The organism is Allopontixanthobacter sp. (genome assembly GCF_034376665.1).
Taxonomy (GTDB): Bacteria; Pseudomonadota; Alphaproteobacteria; order Sphingomonadales; family Sphingomonadaceae; genus Allopontixanthobacter.
In genome coordinates this window covers 1-17,229 of the sequence record NZ_JAXMJI010000067.1, presented here as the reverse complement: position 1 = coordinate 17,229, position 17,229 = coordinate 1, and the positions used below count along the sequence as shown (strand labels likewise).

The following is a 17,229-nucleotide window of genomic DNA, read 5'->3' as shown; positions in this document are numbered from 1 at the left end:
GCCGATCCCATAATCGGGACCTTTATGTTGCAGTGCACAAAATAGGCGGTGCGGCGACTATGTCAAGCTTTTTGTGCAGTGCAGCATAATTTGCACAAGCTGTTGATCAAAAGCAGTAATCAGCGCTGGAGGACATAGCGACCCGGCGCGTCTTCGATGATTTTATCGCCTTTTCCTCCAGGCTTCCGGGCACCTTTGGCGGGAACTTTGTTGCTGTCCTGCCCGGTGATCCACTCGATCCAGTCGGGCCACCAGCTCCCCTTGTGCTCGGTTGCACCGGCGATGAATTCTTCGAGCGACGCGGCTTTATCGTCGTTGCGCCAGTATTGGTATTTCCCGGCGGCGGGCGGATTTACCACCCCGGCAATGTGTCCGGACCCCGCCAAAACGAAGCGCAGCGGGCCGGAGAAATGCTCCGTGATACGCCACACGCTTTCCGCTGGAGCAATGTGGTCTTCCTTGCCCGCCTGGATATAGCTCGGCGTTTCGACCAGCCGCAGATCGATCGGCGTTCCGTCGGCGCTGAGCGAATCGGGCTTTACCAGCCGATTGTCGCGGTACAGGTCGATCAGATAGCTCTTGTGCCATTTGGCGGGCAGGTTGGTGACGTCCCCGTTCCAGTGGAGCAGGTCGAACGCCGGATATTCTTCTCCCAACAGGTAATTGTTGACTACATAGTTCCAGATCAAATCGGTGCCGCGGAGCAGGTTGAACGTCGCCGCCATCACTCGCCCATCGAGATAGCCATCGCGCGCGAGGTTCTCGATTGCAGCGATCTGGGTGTCGTCGATGAAATTGAGCAATTCCCCGGCGCGTTCGAAATCGACCTGCGCGGTGAAGAAGGTGGCGCTCTTGATCTTGTCCGCCTCGCCCCGCCGCGCCAGAATCGCCATCGTTGCGGCCAGCGTGGTGCCCGCGACGCAGTAACCGATGACATGGGTCGAGGGCACATCCAGCCGCTGGCGCACGTGATCGACCGCGTCGATCTGGGCGCGGATATAATCGTCCCACACCACGTCGGCCATGGAGGCATCGGCCGATTTCCAGCTGACGACGAATGTGGTGAGGCCCTGCTCCACCGCCCAGCGGATGAAGCTCTTTTCCGGATTGAGATCGAGGATGTAGAACCGGTTGATCCACGGCGGGAAAATCACCAGCGGTACGGCCAGAACCTCCTCCGTCGTCGGGCTGTACTGGATCAGCTGGTACAGCGGTGTCTCGTGGACCACCTTGCCCGGAGTGGTAGCGATGTTGCGGCCAAGCTGGAACGCGGCCGGATCGGTATGGGTCAGCTGGCCCCGTTCGAGATCGGACAGCAGGTGTTCCATTCCCTTGACCAGGTTTTCGCCGCCGCTCTCCAGCGTGCGTTCCAGCACCACCGGGTTAGTCAGCGGAAAATTCGCCGGGCTGAGCGCCTCCATCATGCCCTTGGTCGCGAACCGTAATTGTTCGCGCTTCGCCGCGTCGAGACCCTCGACGTCGTCGACCATGGCGAGGAGCCGCTCGGTCATCAGGAGATAGGTCTGGTGGATCAGCGCAAACAGTGGCTGTTGCTGCCACCGCGGATCCGCAAAGCGGCGGTCCTTGCGCGGCAGTTCGGGCACGGAGCTTTCCGGCTTTCCGCCGTCCGGGCCGGGGGCGTACTGCCCGAGAACTGCCTGCCACAGCTGCACCGAATCTTCCATCAGCTGTTGCTGCCGCGCCGGATCAACCAGCGGCATCTGGGCCAGCCAGCTTTTCGAAAGATCGGTCCATCCCGTCAGGTCGAACATCGCCGCCGCCGGATCGGCGGACCCTTGCTGTGCGGTCTGGAAATCGTTCCACATGGATTGCAGCTTGCTGGCGAGCTGTGCCCATTGGTCGGCGGCATCTGCAGACTGCGGGGCAGCCGCCGCACCGCTCGTCACCGGCGTCATCAGCTTGAAAAAGGACTGCGCCTGTTCGGCCTGCAGTTTTATCAGCGCGGTGAAGGGGTCATCCGGTGTCTTTGCAGCCGCCATCTTGGCTCTCTTCCCGTTGCGTGGTCTCTTCGCTCCCGCAAACTCATACAGGCTGACGGATAAGATTGCACCTATGCATTTATTGCTTCACGGAATAATCAGACGAACATTTTGTACCAACCACGCCAAACACCGGCACGCCCCGATCTGCCGCATCAAGGGATATGATGGATACCGATTTCTACCGCATGAAGCGCCTGCCGCCCTACGTGATCGCCGAAGTCAACGGTCTTCGGGCGGCGGCGCGCGCGGCGGGCAAAGACATCATCGACCTCGGCATGGGCAATCCCGATCAGCCGCCACCGGCGCATGTGATCGACAAACTGTGCGAAGTGGCGCGCAAGCCAGATGCCCATGGCTATTCCCAGTCAAAGGGCATCCCCGGATTGCGCAAGGCGCAGGCGAATTACTACGCGACACGTTTCGGGGTCGAACTCGATCCGGCCAGCGAAGTGGTGGTGACGATGGGATCGAAGGAAGGCCTCGCCAGCCTGGCCAACGCGATCACCGCACCGGGTGACGTGGTGCTGGCGCCGAACCCGTCCTATCCGATCCACACTTTCGGCTTCATCATCGCCGGGGCGACGATCCGCTCCGTGCCGACCACGCCTGACGAGGAATACTGGCGCGCCCTCGAAAGCGCGATGGCCTTTACCGTGCCGCGGCCGAGCGTGCTGGTGGTCAACTATCCGTCCAATCCGACTGCCGAGGTGGTCGATCTCGCATTCTATGAACGGCTGGTCGCGTGGGCGCGGGAAAACAAGGTCTGGGTGCTGTCCGACCTCGCCTATTCCGAGCTTTATTTCGACGGCAAGCCAACGCCTTCGATAATGCAGGTCAAGGGCGCGAAGGACGTGGCGGTGGAGTTTACCTCGATGTCCAAGACTTACTCCATGGCAGGTTGGCGCATGGGCTTTGCGGTGGGCAACAAGGAACTGATTGCCGCCATGACCCGGGTCAAGAGCTACCTCGATTACGGCGCGTTCACCCCGATCCAGGCGGCGGCGTGTGCAGCGCTGAACGGGCCGCAGGACATCGTGGAAAGCAACCGCCAGCTCTATCACAAGCGCCGCGACGTAATGGTTGAGGCATTTGGCCGCGCCGGATGGCATATCCCGCCGCCGCCAGCATCGATGTTCGCCTGGGCGCCTTTGCCGCCGGCCCTCAAGGATATGGGCAGCCTTGAATTTTCCAAGCAGCTGCTGCTCCACGCCGAAGTCGCCGTAGCGCCGGGCGTTGGTTACGGCGAAGAAGGCGAAGGCTTTGTGCGGATCGCCATGGTCGAAAACGAACAGCGGCTGCGCCAGGCAGCCCGCAACGTGAAGCGCTACCTCGCGTCCCTGGGGCATAACGGAGCACCTACAGAAGTGGGTTGAGGCGGACCTGGCGGCGTAAATTACACGGGTTTACTTTCAAAGGCCGGACGATTGCCGTATTCCGCGGAGCTGGGTCCGCATAGCATAGGAGTTGTTTGTCAATGATCGGGGAAGCTGCGCCTCAGCTGACGGAGAAGCAGCGCGAAGTGATGCACCGAATCGATCGCCGGATGCCGATCAAGCTTATTGCCAGCGAGATGGGAGTCTCGGCAACGCGCATCAACCAGCATATTCGTGCGCTCAAACAGATCTACAATGCCGGCAGCCTGAACGAGCTCGTTGAAACCTACAGGGCTGCCAACGGCATGTCGGATCTGGCCGAAGACGCAGATTCCGCTCCCCTCGATAGCAGCGGTTTTGTCCTTCCGGCAGGCGCGCCGCCCGCTGCAATGCCCCCCTTGAGAAATACTGCATACAGCAAAAAGCAGATGGGCAATCGGGCGCCTGTCAGTGATTTGGCGGACCGGGACGACCCCGGTTCGATCCGTTTGTCCGATGCCCATGTGGTCGCACGCGATGCGCCTTGGGCACACGATATCGAACCGGTGGTCGTCTTCGGGGCGCTCGACGGTGAACATGCCGTCCTGTACCGTTCCGTGGTTATGGTCGCGCTCGCTTTCGGCATCATTGCCGGGGTGGTCCTTGTCGTTTCCGCGGCGCTCTCCTTGAGCGAGGTCCTGGATGGCAGAGCATCGGTTTCCCTCGTCAGCAATACGGACGCCGATTGAGCGCGGCGAGCCTGGGCCTGCTGTCCGGAGATTTTTCGATGACCACCATTCTTTCCCACGATGCCAGCAATATCCGTAAGTTGATCCGGGAGGCGGAAGCCTTGTCTGACGAAGCGATGGTTGCCTTTGCAAAGCTCAAGCAGGCGATGCTGGTCGCACGCCAGAACCCTGGCGTCCCGCTTGATGCCGGACAGCGCGCAATTATGCGCCTGTGCCAGGCGGAACAGCAGGCCATGTCGATGTCCACCAGCCTGCTGCGGGTCCACAGCGAACTGAGCAAGGTCGCCCGCGAACAGGCGGGCCTCGATGAAGGCATACCTACCGAAATAAGCGGTTCGGCAATCCAGGCCATGTCGGATTTTCCGGAAACCTTGTCGCTTGAAACGGCATGATCCCCGAAGGATGAGCGCATGGCAGAACTAATCCCGGGTCTGAGGGATCAACTACAACTCGTAGCGCTGCTCATCCTTGCTGCCATGGGGCTGTGGAAAGGGGCGGGTCCGGAACGGGCGGTTGCCGGAGTCTTCCTCGGCATGCTGATCTCGAGCCGGATCTACAGTCTGGTGTTCGGCAATTTCATCAATCTCGTTTCAATCGATTACGGACGTGCCCTGATCGATCTGGCCGCGATGATCGCCTTTGCGATTATCGCCTTGCGCGCAAACCGGATGTACACTCTATGGATTGCAGCCTTGCAATTGATCGCCTTCAACGCGCATCTGGCGCGGGAGTTGACCCAGTCAATGACGCCGATTGCCTACGCGATCCTGTATGTCGGACCGTCCTATTTCCAGTTGCTGATCCAGGGTCTGGGGTTATGGGCGCATCGCCGCCGCGTGGCGAGGTTCGGTCCGTACCGTTCGTGGATTGGCCAGCGGGGCGAAGCTGCGCCGCCCCGCGGGAGCCAGTGGAGAAACCGCTAAGGCGCGCGGCTGCGCAGGTGAGCGATAATTTTCAGGTCAGCACCCCCGATTTTCTGCGCCATCTCCAGTCAAGCTTGACTGCCGCACCAGAGGAACGGCTCCACGCGACCTATAGCGACCGGCATGGGCGCTATCTTGACGACGAGGTCCTGGTTATCGGAGCGGCGGGTTACGTGGCGGTCAGAGCGCGCGAATTGTTTGGCCGGGCACTGGCGCTGGGCGCAGGCGGATTGCTGCTGGCCCACAATCATCCCTCCGGCCAATGCCGTCCGAGCGCCGAAGATCTGGCTGCGACCGACCGGATGCGCGCTATTGCACGGGCGCTCGACATCACGCTGCTCGATCATCTGATACTTACCCGCACAGATATTTACTCGATCCGGATGGGCAGGTGTCTGTGAGTAGATATGCCGGGGGAATCCCGGGTTCGGAAATCGCAGAATCATGCGGCCCCCATGTTCCCGGAACCCGGATGATGCCGCGCCATGTCTGCGCCGGCCCCGTGATGCTCGACCTGTTCCATCGGGACGGCAAATTCGATGGCAAGTGGCTGGGCCTGCATCCGCGGGAATTCGAATTGCTGTGGCGGCTGGCGGAAAGCCCTCGCCAGCGCCTGTCTCGAAAGCGCCTGCTGGCCGAAGTATGGCGGCTGGATCATGACCCGCTGACCAACCGTGTCGAGGTCCACGTGGCCCGCCTGCGCGCCAAGCTGAGGACGTTCGGCCTGACCTGGCTGGTCGCCACCCACCCGGCCGGGGGATATTTGCTGGATGCGGAAGCGGGCGCGATGATGGGGGAGTGCGAATCGGTGCCGCAACAATCTCTGGACAGCAATCATCGCATCGGCAACGATATGCAGACCTTCTCGATCACAGGTGAACCCGATGCAATTCCCCTCGAATGACCGCGTGTCCATCAGCATGGACGATCAAGGTGTTGCCCAGGTCCGGCTGACCCGTGGTGACAAGATGAACGCGCTCGATCCGGAAATGTTTGCCCGGATAATCGAAGCAGGGCATGTTCTGCAGAAGGTCCGCGGATTGCGGGCGGTGGTTCTGTCAGGCGAAGGCAAGAGCTTCTGCGCCGGTCTCGATACTGCCAGTTTCGGCCGTGAACCCTCGTCCGACGAACCGAGCCTGACCGAGCGGACTTACGGCAATTCTAACAAGTTCCAGCAGGTCGCAATGCAGTGGCGCAAACTGCCGGTGCCCGTCATCGCAGCCATCCATGGGGTGTGTTTCGGCGGCGGGTTGCAGATTGCCAGCGGCGCCGACATCCGGATTGCGGCACCCAATGCGCGCATGGCGGTCATGGAACTCAAATGGGGGCTGGTGCCCGACATGGGCGGCTATGCCCTGTGGCGCGGGCTGGTGCGTGACGACGTGCTGCGCGAACTCATCTACACCAATCGCGAATTCAGCGGGGAAGAAGCGCTGGGGCTGGGCTTGGCGACTTATCTCGACGATGATCCCGGCGCGCGTGCGACGGCGCTGGCGCAGCAGATCGCCGGCCGCAATCCGCATGCGATTCGCGCGGCAAAGCGGCTGTCGAACGCGATGCACGACCGATCGACCAACGATCTGCTGATGGAAGAAAGTATCGAGCAACACGCGATCATGCGCACGCCCAATCAGATCGAGGCAGTGATGGCGGGCATGGCCAAGCGGGAGCCGAAATTCTCCGATGTCTGACGGGCCGTCGCAAGAGTTCGCTTCAGCCGAAGATCGCGACGCTTTGCAACCCGGAAATCATCTGCCGCCCGTCACTGTTCCATAGCCTCAGTCGCTCGCTCGAATAACCGTGGTCGGCGTGATCGCTAGCGGTTTCGACCAACCACCATCCGTCGCGTGTCGCGGGTGCCGGATCGAGCAGGTTGAACGACCAGTTGATCGAACTTAGCGGGCCCGGCCGCTGCATGATCCGGATTGCCGAAGGGGGCAGCGTGTCTCCCATCAGGATCAGTTCCTCTACCGGATCGAGCGCAGTGCGGTCGTGCAGCCGGACCCATCGGCGCACGATCGGCACGCCCGGTGCCACCTGTTCGGCAGTATGGCGCACCTCGTAATTGTTCTTCAGGAACGCTGGCGCCAGCCTATCGTCCACCGGCACTCCGTCCTCAGGTGTCCCTGTCGCACCTTCCAGCGGCAGCGCAGCATGGTTGCCGTTTGGTTCGCGGCCCGTACCGAAGAGCCACATGGAGGTCAGCGCAACGCGCCCTTCACACAGGATTTCGCTGCGGATCTGGGCAACATTGCGCCCTTGCCGGGTCATCTCGGCGCGCAATTCCACCGCGGTGCCAACCGGCGCGACGAACCCGATCTGCGCAGCCCGCAGCGGCGGCAGGTCCGGAAACTTGCGGATCGCCGCGACATAGGCCAGCAGCGCCGACGCACCGCCATACACGGTCCGCCCCTGCATCCACTTCTCCGCACCTGGCAAATGCAATGCGCCGCCTTCGGCAGAAATCGGATCGATAAGTTCTCGAATGCTCATGGCTGCGAGCGCATACCGAAACTGGCGCGCATGACCATCCCCCATTCGTCACAAGCGTATTGCCTTGCCCGCGCCGAGCCGCTACGTGGCCGCTTCCGGCGGGCATCGCGGCGTTTTTGCAACGCTGCCCAAGGGAGTGGCCCGATGGCGGAGTGGTTACGCAGAGGACTGCAAATCCTTGCACGCCGGTTCGATTCCGGCTCGGGCCTCCATACCCCCGGCGCAGCAAATCCCGCGCCCATGGGCCGCTTTAGCTCAGTCGGTAGAGCACATCATTCGTAATGATGGGGTCAGAGGTTCGAATCCTCTAAGCGGCACCACCCACTTCCTGTAAGCAAATTGAGGCTTGAAGTGGAACGGTCCTCCCCGGCGCGGAGGGGATCGTCTGCGTTCGGCGCAGGTTCCTCTGCCCGTCACCACCGAAGGCCCAACACCGCCGAAGGCGAAGAGGGGAGCGGCTGCGGCTGCTGAGCCAGGCGAGCAAAATTCTTGACAAGCCGCGGCCGGGAGCGCCTCTTTCCGGTTGCTGGGGGACAACAGCGAATATTCTCGGGCGCTTCAAGGGTAGCATCTTGTAACCGGAGAGAACTTATGAAGAAGCTTTTGATTATTGCGGCGGCGTTGTGCGTTACTTTGCCGGCCGCCCCGGCCTTGAGCCAGGACGCCCAGCCAGAACTACGGGACGTAAAGTGGTATCAGATCCATATGATACGCTGGGTATCGGGCAAGGGCGCACGAGCCCACGAAATCATCGAGATGTTCGAAAAAGTGGATGAGGCGTTGGGCGAACAGGGCGTACTGGACTTCCACATGTCGACCGGCGAATGGAACAGCATCGTTGCCTTCCCGATGAAGCACGGAATTGCGGAAATGGGATGGAAGGAAAGCCCTGAGGGCAAAAAATGGGACGCCGAGTTTGCTCGCCAGGTCGGCGGAGAGGACAAGGCCAAGGCTCTGATGGACGAACTCCAGACGCTCGTCGCAGCGGAGCAGCGTCACGTCGGACATATCGACATCGGCGAATAGTTTCAGGTCTGCGGGGTTCCGGTGCGGCCTGTGCGGGCCGCGCCGGATCTGCGGCACCGGGCATTGCCGTCCTTGCGGAAGGCTTCCTGCGCCGGGGTTAAAGCGTCAGATCTTTGCGAGCAATAAGGCCGCTTCGGGTGTCAGCCGCCACTGCCAACCCTTCTTCGGCACCGTTGCTGCTCGGAAAAGCTGTTTCCAATGAGATGCATGGAATTTCCGATCGCCTTTCGCCACCTCGTATTCAAGGCCTTCAGTTCCAGAAGACGTGTTCCTGTGGTATGAAACCCGCGGCGAGTCGCAGATGTTCTTTTCCGTTTAGGTAGGAGGATATTGTGATGACGTATTCCAAGAAATTGACCGTGTTTGCAGCGACTGCAGCTGTGTTTCTCAGCCCCCCTTCTTTTGCCGGTGAGGTGAAGGGCAGCAATGGCGGCGAGTATAAAGATGTAAATGGCAGATCCATTTGCGCGTTCTCGGGGCTGAACGATGAATATTACATAGACGATGATCTCGAAGCAATGAGAGTTCAGTCTTACGGGCAGCTGGTCAGACAGGGAGCGATTGATCCATCCATGTTCAATGGTCCATCCGACCATCCGCCTATACTCGAATGCAACCCGAGCACGGGCGTAGATCTGCACGACTGATTTTCATTTAAGGGCAACTGCACTCGCCACAACGAGACCAAACGGCCAAGCTGCACACTGACAAAGTCGTAAATTGTCCTTCGCGAGTCGCCCAAATTTACTAGGAACTACGATCAACCGGCAGCGGTTCGCGCACGGCTGGCGCGGTTCCGGCCATCTTCGTCCATCGCGTATTCCACGTATTCGTCGTCAGGCTGTACGTGCCGCGGCAAAGCGGAAAGCACTGCGACCCCGAACCAGAACGGAATGTCGGTCCAGAAGGGGCCGGAATTGTGGAACAGGATGTGGACGATATAGGGAATGAAGAAAATCAGCACCGGCTGTGCCCGCTTCAGCAGCACGACCACTAGCGGGAGGATCAGCAACAACCCGATCCCGTATGTGTTGAGCATATTAAGCAGGTAATTATGCAATTCCTTATCGGCCGCCGCATCAGGCGAGGGAGTATATTGCAGCTCCTGCCAGAATCTTGTCCAATGGTCTCCCGGCCGGAATGCATAGCCGTACCCCAGGGGGTTGTCGGCAAACAGCATCAGGCCGAAGGTGTTCATCGATGCGCGCGCCATGACCGAGCCATCATCGGTGCGGATCACCCGTGGAGCGCTTTGCTGGACCAGATCAAGAATGTAGGGACCGATGAGGTAAATGGCGACGACCGCCAGCAACCCGCCAAACACAAGCCAGGTACCCGGTCGAAGCAGAGTGTAAAATACCAGGAATATCGCTGCACCCAAAATGGGTGAGCGCGTCAGGGTGACCAGGCTTCCCACCACGAGTACCGCCAATGCGAACAGGATCAGGGGGTCGGCCGGCGCCTTGCTTTCGGCCGTGCTGCCAAGCCTGTCCCGTGCTGCCGCAAATACCGCAAAAGCCACGCACAGCTGGGTGGATAGCTGGATAGGCGAAAAGGAAATGCCCATCGGCCTGCGGTTGATCACCGGTTCGGAGCGGGAGAGACCCTGCAGATTGCCGAGCCATTCGCGCAACTGCCAGGCTGCATCCAGACCCATGAACTGGAGCACCGCGACCAGCGCGCTTCCTCCGATTACTGCGGCAATCACCCAGATACCGGCCCCGACACCCGCAATCTGAACCAGGACACTGGCGATGATGACCGTCACCGCAACTTGCAGGGGTACTTCCATCAGACCCTGCCAGACCAGGCTGAATTCGGTGCCATTGGCGAAACTGACAAAGGCACCGAGAAAGGCAAACCCCGCCGTGAGCCACAGCAAAAGCGAATGTTGCCGGACGACAGCCAACACCCGTGCAGGATAGATCAGAATCGCTGCACCAAGCAGGGCGATCGCAGCCATGCCGCGGACCGGAAAATCGGCTATACTGAAATCGATCAGGGCCACGTTGATAAGAAGCAGGACCGCCAGCAAGGTAGCCGCCAAAGCCCGTTCCAAAATCGTGGGACGCGGTTCTGTCAGGATTTCTTGTTGTGGGACCATCAAAAGCTCAATGTGTTGAAAGCCTAACGCAGTTTGGAAGGTTCCCCTCACCCTGCATTAAAGTCTTTCAAATTGAATTTGACAACACCCTATTCAATTCCGGCCCGCTAAATTGCGCGTCCGGTGGCAAGCCAAACCTCCAAGAAGTGCCCCTTGCGATCAAAGGGCAATGGCATCGATCAGATAGATCGCGGCGGACCATGTGCCAATCGCCAGCCCCAGAGCAATGCTCACGCGCAGCCAGCCGGCCCAAAGCCGGGGGGCGGGTCGGATATGCCCGCGGTCGGTCGCGGCGAGCCCGATATTTTTCATTTCCATCGTTCGGCCCCAATCCGCTTTCGCTTTTAGCCTACAGTTCAGACCAGATTGCCGCACGAAGCGCTGGCAATCGTGGCCCAAGCCTGGAGACTGGTCAAAACTGGTTAAGAAAACGTGAGGACCTGCTGCCGGGTGACGAGGGTCAGCGGTTGGTTGGTTGGTTGACATAAATCGTGCATCGGGAAACTATGTTGGCAGGAGCGAGTTAGCATGATGCACCAACAATTCACGCCAGGTATGTAACATGAGATTGAGGGCTTCACCTTGGCCAGGATAAACTCCGCTTCAGCACAAGATTCCTGGTTCATTTTTGACCGAACAGGTGCGTTCTCCGCGCGCAAGTCAATGGCGGCCACACCATGAGCGTAGTTTCCCGCGCGTCACTTGTCTCGCGGCACACCGCGCGCCGGCTGACGGGCCAGGGCCGCTTGCCAGACTTTTTGATCCTCGGCGCGCAGAAAGCGGGTACGACCAGTCTGTACAATTACCTGTGCCAATCTCCGGATGTGGCCCCTCCGCTGCGCAAGGAAGTGCATTATTTCAGCCAGTTCACGCTGCCGCCGCTCAGCTGGTACAAGGCGTTTTTTCCCGATCACGCCGGCCGCGCTTCGGTAACAGGTGAAGCGACGCCGTTCTACCTGTTCCACCCGGATGTTCCGGACCGGATCGAGGCGGCTGGGCTTCATGCCAAATTTGTTGCTATCCTGCGCTGTCCGATCGAACGTGCATGGTCACACTATCGGCACGAAAAACGCAAAGGCAGGGAACAGCTCGGCTTTGCCGATGCCTTGCGCGCGGAAGGCGAGCGACTGCGGTTCACGACGGACCGGGTTCTCGATCGGGCGCATCTCGAGGCGTTGAAGCGCCAATCCTATCTTGCCCGCGGCCGATACATGGCCCAGATTTCCCGGTTCCAGAAAATCGCCGGCGCGGAAGGGATACATGTACTGTCACTTGACCAGCTCCAGTCTGACCCTGCCACGGCTGTTTCACAATGCTGTGAGTATCTGGGAATTGCCCCGCCTCCCTCCGGGATCGACTACAAGGTTTACAATGCCGGAAACGAGAAGTCCCAGATGCCCGAAGTAGACCACCAGATATTCCGGGAGGCTTTCGATTCCGATCTCGAAGCTCTCGCCACGATCTTGCCCGAAGCCGATGGCTGGCGCCGCCGCCTCGGGCCGTGATGCGGATCATGTACAAACGTAACATTCTTTTCCTGATCTATCAGAACCGGACCGGCTCTACGTTCCTGGCCAACCAGCTTAGCCAGCATCCCGATGTAGCCGTTGCCCCGGAGGGCCACGAGCCGTTGGAACGGTTGCTGAGCCGGGCCTGCACGCCTTCCGCAGTGGGGGCCCGGATAGAGCGTCTCGGGCAAGATCTGACGATGGATCCAAAACTTTCATCGTGGAAGGTGTCCAGCTCGCTGCTGGGCGAACGCGCCGCTGCGGCAAGCGACGAGCTCGACATATTCTATGCTCTTTGCGACAGCTTTGCAGACACCCATCGGCCAAACGCATCCTGGGTGGCGGTAAAAGGTCACTTCCTGAGCGATCTGATCGCTCGCCATGGATACCAGGCCCTGCAGCGCGATCGGAAAGTGCGCGCAATATTTCTGATCCGCGACCCGCGCGCCATGTTCGTCTCGCAGCGGGAAAGCCTTTCAAGCCGGACTCATCAGCCGATGCAGGACAATCCTCTGGTTGCAGGCTTGCGCTGGCGGCAAGCGGTCAATGAGGCAACCCGGCTTTCCCATGCCCCTTTCGGCATGATGGTACGCTATGAAGACCTGATTCTGGAAAACGAGCCAACGCTTGGCAAGATTGCCGAACTTCTCGGCCTGGACAGCGGCCGGCTCAGTGCAGGCGAAACTGCTGAACCTGCGACCCTCGTCGAGCTGATCCCCGACGAACAGAAGCACCTGCACCGCAACGTAGGCCGGGGACCGATGGCTGACAGGATCGACAGGTGGCAAAAGAAATTGTCGACGCGCGAAACCATGGCTCTGGAATTGATCCCGGGCAGGGCGATGCAGCGGCTCGGTTACAAACGGCACCACGGCGGTCGGCTTGGCGTAATGGACATCGGGGCGATGATAAAGCTGGCGACAAGCGCTGGGTGGAGGAAGCTCGGCAAGCTAACCGGGCGTCTGAAGGCCCCTGTCTGACGCAAGCTTTCAAGAGCGTTTCTTCCGAAAGTGGATCTCGCGCGAACGGGGCGGGTCACAGCGGGATGGCAAAATCCCAGTTTTTTTAAGGATGGCAGGCTTCCACGAACCAGCGTTCCTTGCCCTCGACTGCCAAGGCTGACAGCACATTGGTTCGATACGCCGCCGTATCGATATTGATACGGTTGTTCTCGACCTCGATCCTGGACTGTTCGCTATGGCCATGGACGATCATCGCGCCGTGGTCTGCCGAGCTGTCGAGAAATTCGTCGCGGATCCACAGCAGGTCCTCTCGCCGCTGCTCATCCAGCGCCACCCCCGGACGCACACCCGCATGGCAGAAGAAATAGTCGCCCGACCGGAATGTAAGGGGAAGCGCGCTGATCCATTCCAGTGTCGGCCTTCCAATCGTCCGGGTGATCAGCTCACCAAGCTCCGCAGGCCTCAGGCCACGAAGCATTGCACGCTCGATACCGTAGCTGCGAAGAGTTTCCATGCCGCCGCAGTCCAGCCACAGGTTCTGCATCGTGCCGTTTCCGGCACAACTTTCCAGCAGCATTTCTTCATGGTTTCCGGACAGCACAACGAAGCCCTCGCTGGAGCGATGCAGGTGCAGCACCAGTTCCAGCACTTGCCGGGACGACGGACCGCGATCGATAAGGTCGCCGAGCAGTACGATACGGGTCGAGTTGGGGCCACGTTCCTGGCCGTCAATCTGTATCTGTTTGAGTATACTGCGAAAAAGGTCGATACGTCCGTGGATATCGCCGACCGCGTACACCCGCTCGCCGGCGTGGGTGACGGCGCTTTTTGCTTTCCTGCGGAACAAGTGGCGGATCAAGGGGGCAACTCGCAATCGAAACCGAAATCAGGCGGACACTGGACAATCAATGTAGTGTGGCTGCGGAACCGTGGCAAATCGCACCCGCTGCCGGTGGTCCGCTTGCGAATAGAACCTCCGATTTGCTTCACGGTTCCAGGCATTCGCAGTCTTGCAGTACATGGCTGCATTGTTGAAGGTCTGTTGAAAACCTTTGAGGCCCGTCAAAGATGTCAAGAACTTCAACGGCATGAAAGTCGAGACCAGAATAGTTGCTTCGCCGCCTTCATGGTGTTAACCTATGTTTTATAACGAACCGGGAAGAATCCTGGTCATCAGAGTTAGTCGGGGGCGAAGCCGCATTATGGCCCAACCTTTCTCGAACTATCGAGTTTCCGACTGATCCTGCCAATCTTGGCTGTTTGCCATGAATGGCTCGGATCGTCGGCCCGGCTTCAGGAGATTCCGACGGTCGCGGAGGGGATAATGGCTCACATTTCAAGGATTACTTTGGCCACGGCACTGGCTAGACTGCCGTTTGGTGCCAGATCGATTCGAATTGCCGGTAACAGAAACGCCGAATCCTGGGCGGATATGCTGGGAAATGCCAAATGGCCTGGCGCACTTCGGATCAGCATTGCCGGCTTCATGGCAACATCTCTTTGGTTGATCCTGTATTTTGGCTCCTCGTTGCTGGCCAGCGTACTATAGACACGCCTGGCCTGACGGGTCGATCACGCAGTCGGCGCATATCGTATTGAGATGTTGCCCGGCGTAACAAGGCCACTGAACAGCAGTATTGTCTCGCGCTTTTCCACGCAAAACCGCAGCGCCGAGTGTCCGTTTCCGATGCTCCTGCGTAATGCGGGGCCGACTGGTTTTGCGAATCTTCGGAACCGCCAGCGCCTGTCAGGCGTATAACGAACTGTTCATCTTCTGACCAGAACCGATCCGATATGGCACACTTCATGTTTACCAATTGTCATCTCAGTGTTATTCGGATTATTCGAGTCGCAATATCCGCACGATAGTTGCGTTTGTAAAACATAATGGAAGAAGTCGTCGCTTTTAGCACGGCCTCCGATTTGTAGAGGGATGGGCGTCCGGAAGTAAAATCCGAAGGATGCTCTGGGGGTAAGTTTAGCGAGGGGTCGCTCGACATTAACCTGAAAGGCGCAAAGAACGCCTGAACTACGGATTATCATTATGTTCGCTAGAGGCGACAGGACCGCAAGGTTCAAACCGGGACCCAACCCGGGAGCGATCGCATCGGCCAACGGCTTACGTTCCCACTATGCATCTGCGCGGCGCACGGAAAGGCGCCCGGTTCCCATGTCGGCTCGGACGATTCCTCCTGGCAAGCGCGCAATGGACATCCTGATCAGCGTCGGCGCGATAATTTTTTTCGGCCCGCTGATGCTGCTGATCGCCGGCCTGATAAAGATCTCTGACGGAGGCCCGGTTTTCTTCGCGCATCGCCGGATCGGCTTTAACGGGGCAGCATTCGACTGCCTCAAGTTCCGTACCATGGCGCAGGATGCGGAAAAGGCACTCGCAGACTATCTCGAACGGAATGAAGATGCCCGCAGGCAGTGGAACGAGCTGCACAAGCTGACCCACGATCCCCGGATCACCCGGCTTGGCCAGTTCCTCCGGCTCAGCAGTCTCGACGAACTTCCCCAATTCTTCTGCGTACTTATGGGGCATATGAGCATCGTCGGGCCGAGGCCGATCGTCGAGAAGGAAAGCGCCCGCTACGGCCGGTACTTCGCGGATTATTGCTTCGTCAGGCCAGGCCTGACCGGTCTGTGGCAGGTAAGCGGCAGGAACGACACCAGCTACCGCCGCCGGGTTGCGATCGACGTGTTCTACTGCCGTAACTGGAGTTTGGCGCTCGATCTGCTGGTCATCCTGAAAACGCCAGGGGCGATCATCAAGCGAAGCGGGGTGTATTGAATGCTGCGATGTCAGACATGGTGTGCAGGCTGCTGCAGGCACGTTTGTATCTTGCGAATGGCACAATTCTGGAGGGAAGGCTCATGAAGCGAATTCTTGTTGTAACTGTTCTAAGTCTTTCCTGCGCTGCGTGCGGTGTCAAAAGTCCGCTTCCGACGGGACAGGCGGCCTATGCTATTATCCCTCCATTAGACGCGCCGCGGACTGTTGAAAGCTATCAGATCGGCCCGCTGGACACGGTAAATGTCACCGTGTTCCAGGAACCCGACCTCAGTGTCGAGGAAGTCAAGATTGACCCGTCCGGCCGCCTGCCTCTGCCCTTGCTTGGTTCGGTCAATGCCACGGGCAAAACGGCCGACGAACTGGCGTCCGACATCCGGCAGCGACTGGCGACCTATCTGGTCAATCCGAATGTCAGCGTGACCGTCAATTCGATCACCCAGAGGGTTATCGTCGAAGGCAGCGTCAAGCAGCCGGGAGTGTACGACATCCGGGGCAATTCTTCGCTGATCGAGGCACTGGCGATGGCGCAGAGCCCGACCAATGTAGCCGATCTCGACCAGGTGTTCGTCTTCCGGCAGATCAACGGCCAGACGCATGGCGCGCGATTTGATCTGCAGAGAATCAGGGCGGGGATCGATGCCGACCCGGCGATCATCGCGGGCGACCGCGTCGTGGTGGGTCTTAACGAGGTGGCAGCAGCCTGGCAGGACTACCTTGCTGCCCCGGTCTTCAATGTGTTCCGCGTGCTTTGAGCGCGGAACTGGTGGGCAAACAGAAAATAATGAGTGAGGTGACGCGATGAACACGCTAGCTACGCAGGTACCAAGGGCACAGATCCACACCACCACGCGCCGCAAGACGGCGGGGAATTCTGTTTCCATGAGCAAAACCTGGGCAATGGCTTATCGTCAACGCTGGGTATTGCTGGGCTTCATTTTAGGTGCCCTTCTGATCGGCCTGTTGATCACGCTACTGACTGAACCCAAATATACGGCCCAAGCCTCGGTCCAGCTCGAACAGCAATCGGCGACGGTCATTCCCGAAGGAGGCCTCGAGCCCGAGATTCCGGTACAGGAAAGCGAACGCTTCCTGCAAACGCAGCTTGATCGGATACTGAGCAGGAACACTGCCGAACGCGTCGCGGAACGCCTGAAGATCAGTGCAAATCCCGGCTTGTTGGCCGCCCTCGGTTTTGAGGATGGCGGCGCAAATGCCACCAGCGACGATATTGTCCTGCGTTTGCAGGAAAACGTTACCGCGGCTCTCGGTCTTAATACGCGCCTCGCGCAGATAACCTTCACCAGCTACGACC

At 59.4% G+C, this 17,229-nt stretch carries 19 protein-coding genes and 2 tRNA genes; 16 read left to right on the top strand and 5 right to left on the bottom strand.

The genetic code is table 11. From position 1 onward, the window contains the following. Positions 1-119 precede the first annotated feature (119 nt). Positions 120-2,000 carry a PHA/PHB synthase family protein gene (locus tag U0988_RS07080; RefSeq protein WP_416172373.1) on the bottom strand — a complete coding sequence of 627 codons (1,881 nt, stop codon included), beginning with the start codon at positions 1,998-2,000 and terminating at the stop codon, positions 120-122. 167 nt (positions 2,001-2,167) lie between these two features. Here U0988_RS07080 and U0988_RS07075 point away from each other — a divergent pair, with 167 nt between their 5' ends. From U0988_RS07075 to U0988_RS07045, 7 genes are all read left to right on the top strand, one after another. Beyond that, positions 2,168-3,376, top strand: coding sequence for an LL-diaminopimelate aminotransferase (locus tag U0988_RS07075; RefSeq protein WP_322292014.1), 1,209 nt, complete (start codon positions 2,168-2,170; stop codon positions 3,374-3,376). Positions 3,377-3,477: 101 nt separating this feature from the next. Further along, positions 3,478-4,104 carry a hypothetical protein gene (locus U0988_RS07070; protein WP_322291923.1) on the top strand — a complete coding sequence of 209 codons (627 nt, stop codon included), beginning with the start codon at positions 3,478-3,480 and terminating at the stop codon, positions 4,102-4,104. A gap of 38 nt (positions 4,105-4,142) precedes the next feature. Continuing rightward, the gene (locus tag U0988_RS07065; RefSeq protein ID WP_322291922.1) at positions 4,143-4,496 is read left to right on the top strand and encodes a hypothetical protein; all 354 of its coding nucleotides are present in this window, start codon (positions 4,143-4,145) and stop codon (positions 4,494-4,496) included. Between the two features lie 18 nt (positions 4,497-4,514). Further along, a complete protein-coding gene (locus U0988_RS07060; RefSeq protein ID WP_322291921.1) occupies positions 4,515-5,027 on the top strand; it encodes a hypothetical protein in 513 nt (170 codons plus the stop codon). A 17-nt stretch (positions 5,028-5,044) separates the two neighbouring features. Further along, positions 5,045-5,428: a JAB domain-containing protein gene (locus U0988_RS07055; protein ID WP_322291920.1), complete on the top strand. Its 384-nt coding sequence runs from the start codon at positions 5,045-5,047 to the stop codon at positions 5,426-5,428. A 71-nt stretch (positions 5,429-5,499) separates the two neighbouring features. Further along, positions 5,500-5,931: a winged helix-turn-helix domain-containing protein gene (locus U0988_RS07050; RefSeq protein WP_322291919.1), complete on the top strand. Its 432-nt coding sequence runs from the start codon at positions 5,500-5,502 to the stop codon at positions 5,929-5,931. Beyond that, the gene (locus U0988_RS07045; protein WP_322291918.1) at positions 5,912-6,718 is read left to right on the top strand and encodes a crotonase/enoyl-CoA hydratase family protein; all 807 of its coding nucleotides are present in this window, start codon (positions 5,912-5,914) and stop codon (positions 6,716-6,718) included. The genes U0988_RS07050 and U0988_RS07045 overlap by 20 nt, the downstream gene beginning before the upstream one ends. Before the next feature lie 22 nt (positions 6,719-6,740). Here the strand turns inward: U0988_RS07045 and U0988_RS07040 are convergent, their stop codons facing one another. Then, positions 6,741-7,520 (bottom strand): thioesterase family protein, encoded by a 780-nt coding sequence (locus tag U0988_RS07040; RefSeq protein ID WP_322291917.1) that lies wholly within the window; start codon positions 7,518-7,520, stop codon positions 6,741-6,743. A gap of 138 nt (positions 7,521-7,658) precedes the next feature. On the opposite strand from U0988_RS07040, the gene U0988_RS07035 reads away from it, so the two are divergent. The 4 genes from U0988_RS07035 to U0988_RS07020 all read left to right on the top strand — a co-directional run bounded on the left by U0988_RS07035 (position 7,659) and on the right by U0988_RS07020 (position 9,193). Then, positions 7,659-7,732 (top strand) — tRNA-Cys (locus tag U0988_RS07035). 32 nt (positions 7,733-7,764) lie between these two features. Further along, positions 7,765-7,840: transfer RNA gene (locus U0988_RS07030), tRNA-Thr, on the top strand. Between the two features lie 271 nt (positions 7,841-8,111). Next, entirely contained in the window at positions 8,112-8,546 is a 435-nt protein-coding gene (locus U0988_RS07025) for a hypothetical protein (protein ID WP_322291916.1), read from the top strand. Between the two features lie 335 nt (positions 8,547-8,881). After that, positions 8,882-9,193 (top strand): hypothetical protein, encoded by a 312-nt coding sequence (locus tag U0988_RS07020; protein ID WP_322291915.1) that lies wholly within the window; start codon positions 8,882-8,884, stop codon positions 9,191-9,193. Between the two features lie 113 nt (positions 9,194-9,306). On the opposite strand, the gene U0988_RS07015 is transcribed toward U0988_RS07020, so the two are convergent. Then, complete coding sequence (locus U0988_RS07015; RefSeq protein ID WP_322291914.1) at positions 9,307-10,650, bottom strand: O-antigen ligase family protein; 1,344 nt, start codon at positions 10,648-10,650, stop codon at positions 9,307-9,309. A 159-nt stretch (positions 10,651-10,809) separates the two neighbouring features. Continuing rightward, complete coding sequence (locus tag U0988_RS07010; RefSeq protein WP_322291913.1) at positions 10,810-10,968, bottom strand: hypothetical protein; 159 nt, start codon at positions 10,966-10,968, stop codon at positions 10,810-10,812. Between the two features lie 359 nt (positions 10,969-11,327). On the opposite strand from U0988_RS07010, the gene U0988_RS07005 reads away from it, so the two are divergent. Both U0988_RS07005 and U0988_RS07000 read left to right on the top strand, forming a co-directional pair. Then, complete coding sequence (locus tag U0988_RS07005; protein WP_322291912.1) at positions 11,328-12,155, top strand: sulfotransferase family protein; 828 nt, start codon at positions 11,328-11,330, stop codon at positions 12,153-12,155. Positions 12,156-12,163: 8 nt separating this feature from the next. Further along, complete coding sequence (locus U0988_RS07000) at positions 12,164-13,138, top strand: sulfotransferase (protein WP_322291911.1); 975 nt, start codon at positions 12,164-12,166, stop codon at positions 13,136-13,138. 85 nt (positions 13,139-13,223) lie between these two features. On the opposite strand, the gene U0988_RS06995 is transcribed toward U0988_RS07000, so the two are convergent. Beyond that, on the bottom strand, positions 13,224-13,994 hold the full coding sequence (locus U0988_RS06995; RefSeq protein ID WP_322291910.1) for a metallophosphoesterase family protein: 771 nt from the start codon (positions 13,992-13,994) through the stop codon (positions 13,224-13,226). A 1,332-nt stretch (positions 13,995-15,326) separates the two neighbouring features. Here U0988_RS06995 and U0988_RS06990 point away from each other — a divergent pair. From U0988_RS06990 to U0988_RS06980, 3 genes are all read left to right on the top strand, one after another. After that, positions 15,327-15,914, top strand: coding sequence for a sugar transferase (locus U0988_RS06990; protein WP_322291909.1), 588 nt, complete (start codon positions 15,327-15,329; stop codon positions 15,912-15,914). A gap of 8 nt (positions 15,915-15,922) precedes the next feature. Next, on the top strand, positions 15,923-16,669 hold the full coding sequence (locus tag U0988_RS06985) for a polysaccharide biosynthesis/export family protein (protein WP_322291908.1): 747 nt from the start codon (positions 15,923-15,925) through the stop codon (positions 16,667-16,669). Between the two features lie 46 nt (positions 16,670-16,715). Beyond that, positions 16,716-17,229: Wzz/FepE/Etk N-terminal domain-containing protein (locus U0988_RS06980; RefSeq protein ID WP_322291907.1), on the top strand; the 514-nt coding region annotated here is incomplete at its 3' end.

Bases quoted from the DNA above. Each gene is read 5' to 3' on its own strand.
- U0988_RS07040 (WP_322291917.1), bottom strand. From the start codon at position 7,520: ATGAGCATTCGAGAACTTATCGATCCGATTTCTGCCGAAGGCGGCGCA.
- U0988_RS07045 (WP_322291918.1), top strand. From the start codon at position 5,912: ATGCAATTCCCCTCGAATGACCGCGTGTCCATCAGCATGGACGATCAA.
- U0988_RS07070 (WP_322291923.1), top strand. From the start codon at position 3,478: ATGATCGGGGAAGCTGCGCCTCAGCTGACGGAGAAGCAGCGCGAAGTG.
- U0988_RS07050 (WP_322291919.1), top strand. From the start codon at position 5,500: ATGATGCCGCGCCATGTCTGCGCCGGCCCCGTGATGCTCGACCTGTTC.
- U0988_RS07025 (WP_322291916.1), top strand. From the start codon at position 8,112: ATGAAGAAGCTTTTGATTATTGCGGCGGCGTTGTGCGTTACTTTGCCG.
- U0988_RS07010 (WP_322291913.1), bottom strand. From the start codon at position 10,968: ATGGAAATGAAAAATATCGGGCTCGCCGCGACCGACCGCGGGCATATC.
- U0988_RS07060 (WP_322291921.1), top strand. From the start codon at position 4,515: ATGGCAGAACTAATCCCGGGTCTGAGGGATCAACTACAACTCGTAGCG.
- U0988_RS07015 (WP_322291914.1), bottom strand. From the start codon at position 10,650: ATGGTCCCACAACAAGAAATCCTGACAGAACCGCGTCCCACGATTTTG.
- U0988_RS07000 (WP_322291911.1), top strand. From the start codon at position 12,164: ATGTACAAACGTAACATTCTTTTCCTGATCTATCAGAACCGGACCGGC.
- U0988_RS07075 (WP_322292014.1), top strand. From the start codon at position 2,168: ATGGATACCGATTTCTACCGCATGAAGCGCCTGCCGCCCTACGTGATC.
- U0988_RS07080 (WP_416172373.1), bottom strand. From the start codon at position 2,000: ATGGCGGCTGCAAAGACACCGGATGACCCCTTCACCGCGCTGATAAAA.
- U0988_RS06990 (WP_322291909.1), top strand. From the start codon at position 15,327: ATGGACATCCTGATCAGCGTCGGCGCGATAATTTTTTTCGGCCCGCTG.
- U0988_RS07005 (WP_322291912.1), top strand. From the start codon at position 11,328: ATGAGCGTAGTTTCCCGCGCGTCACTTGTCTCGCGGCACACCGCGCGC.
- U0988_RS07065 (WP_322291922.1), top strand. From the start codon at position 4,143: ATGACCACCATTCTTTCCCACGATGCCAGCAATATCCGTAAGTTGATC.
- U0988_RS06985 (WP_322291908.1), top strand. From the start codon at position 15,923: ATGTCAGACATGGTGTGCAGGCTGCTGCAGGCACGTTTGTATCTTGCG.
- U0988_RS07020 (WP_322291915.1), top strand. From the start codon at position 8,882: ATGACGTATTCCAAGAAATTGACCGTGTTTGCAGCGACTGCAGCTGTG.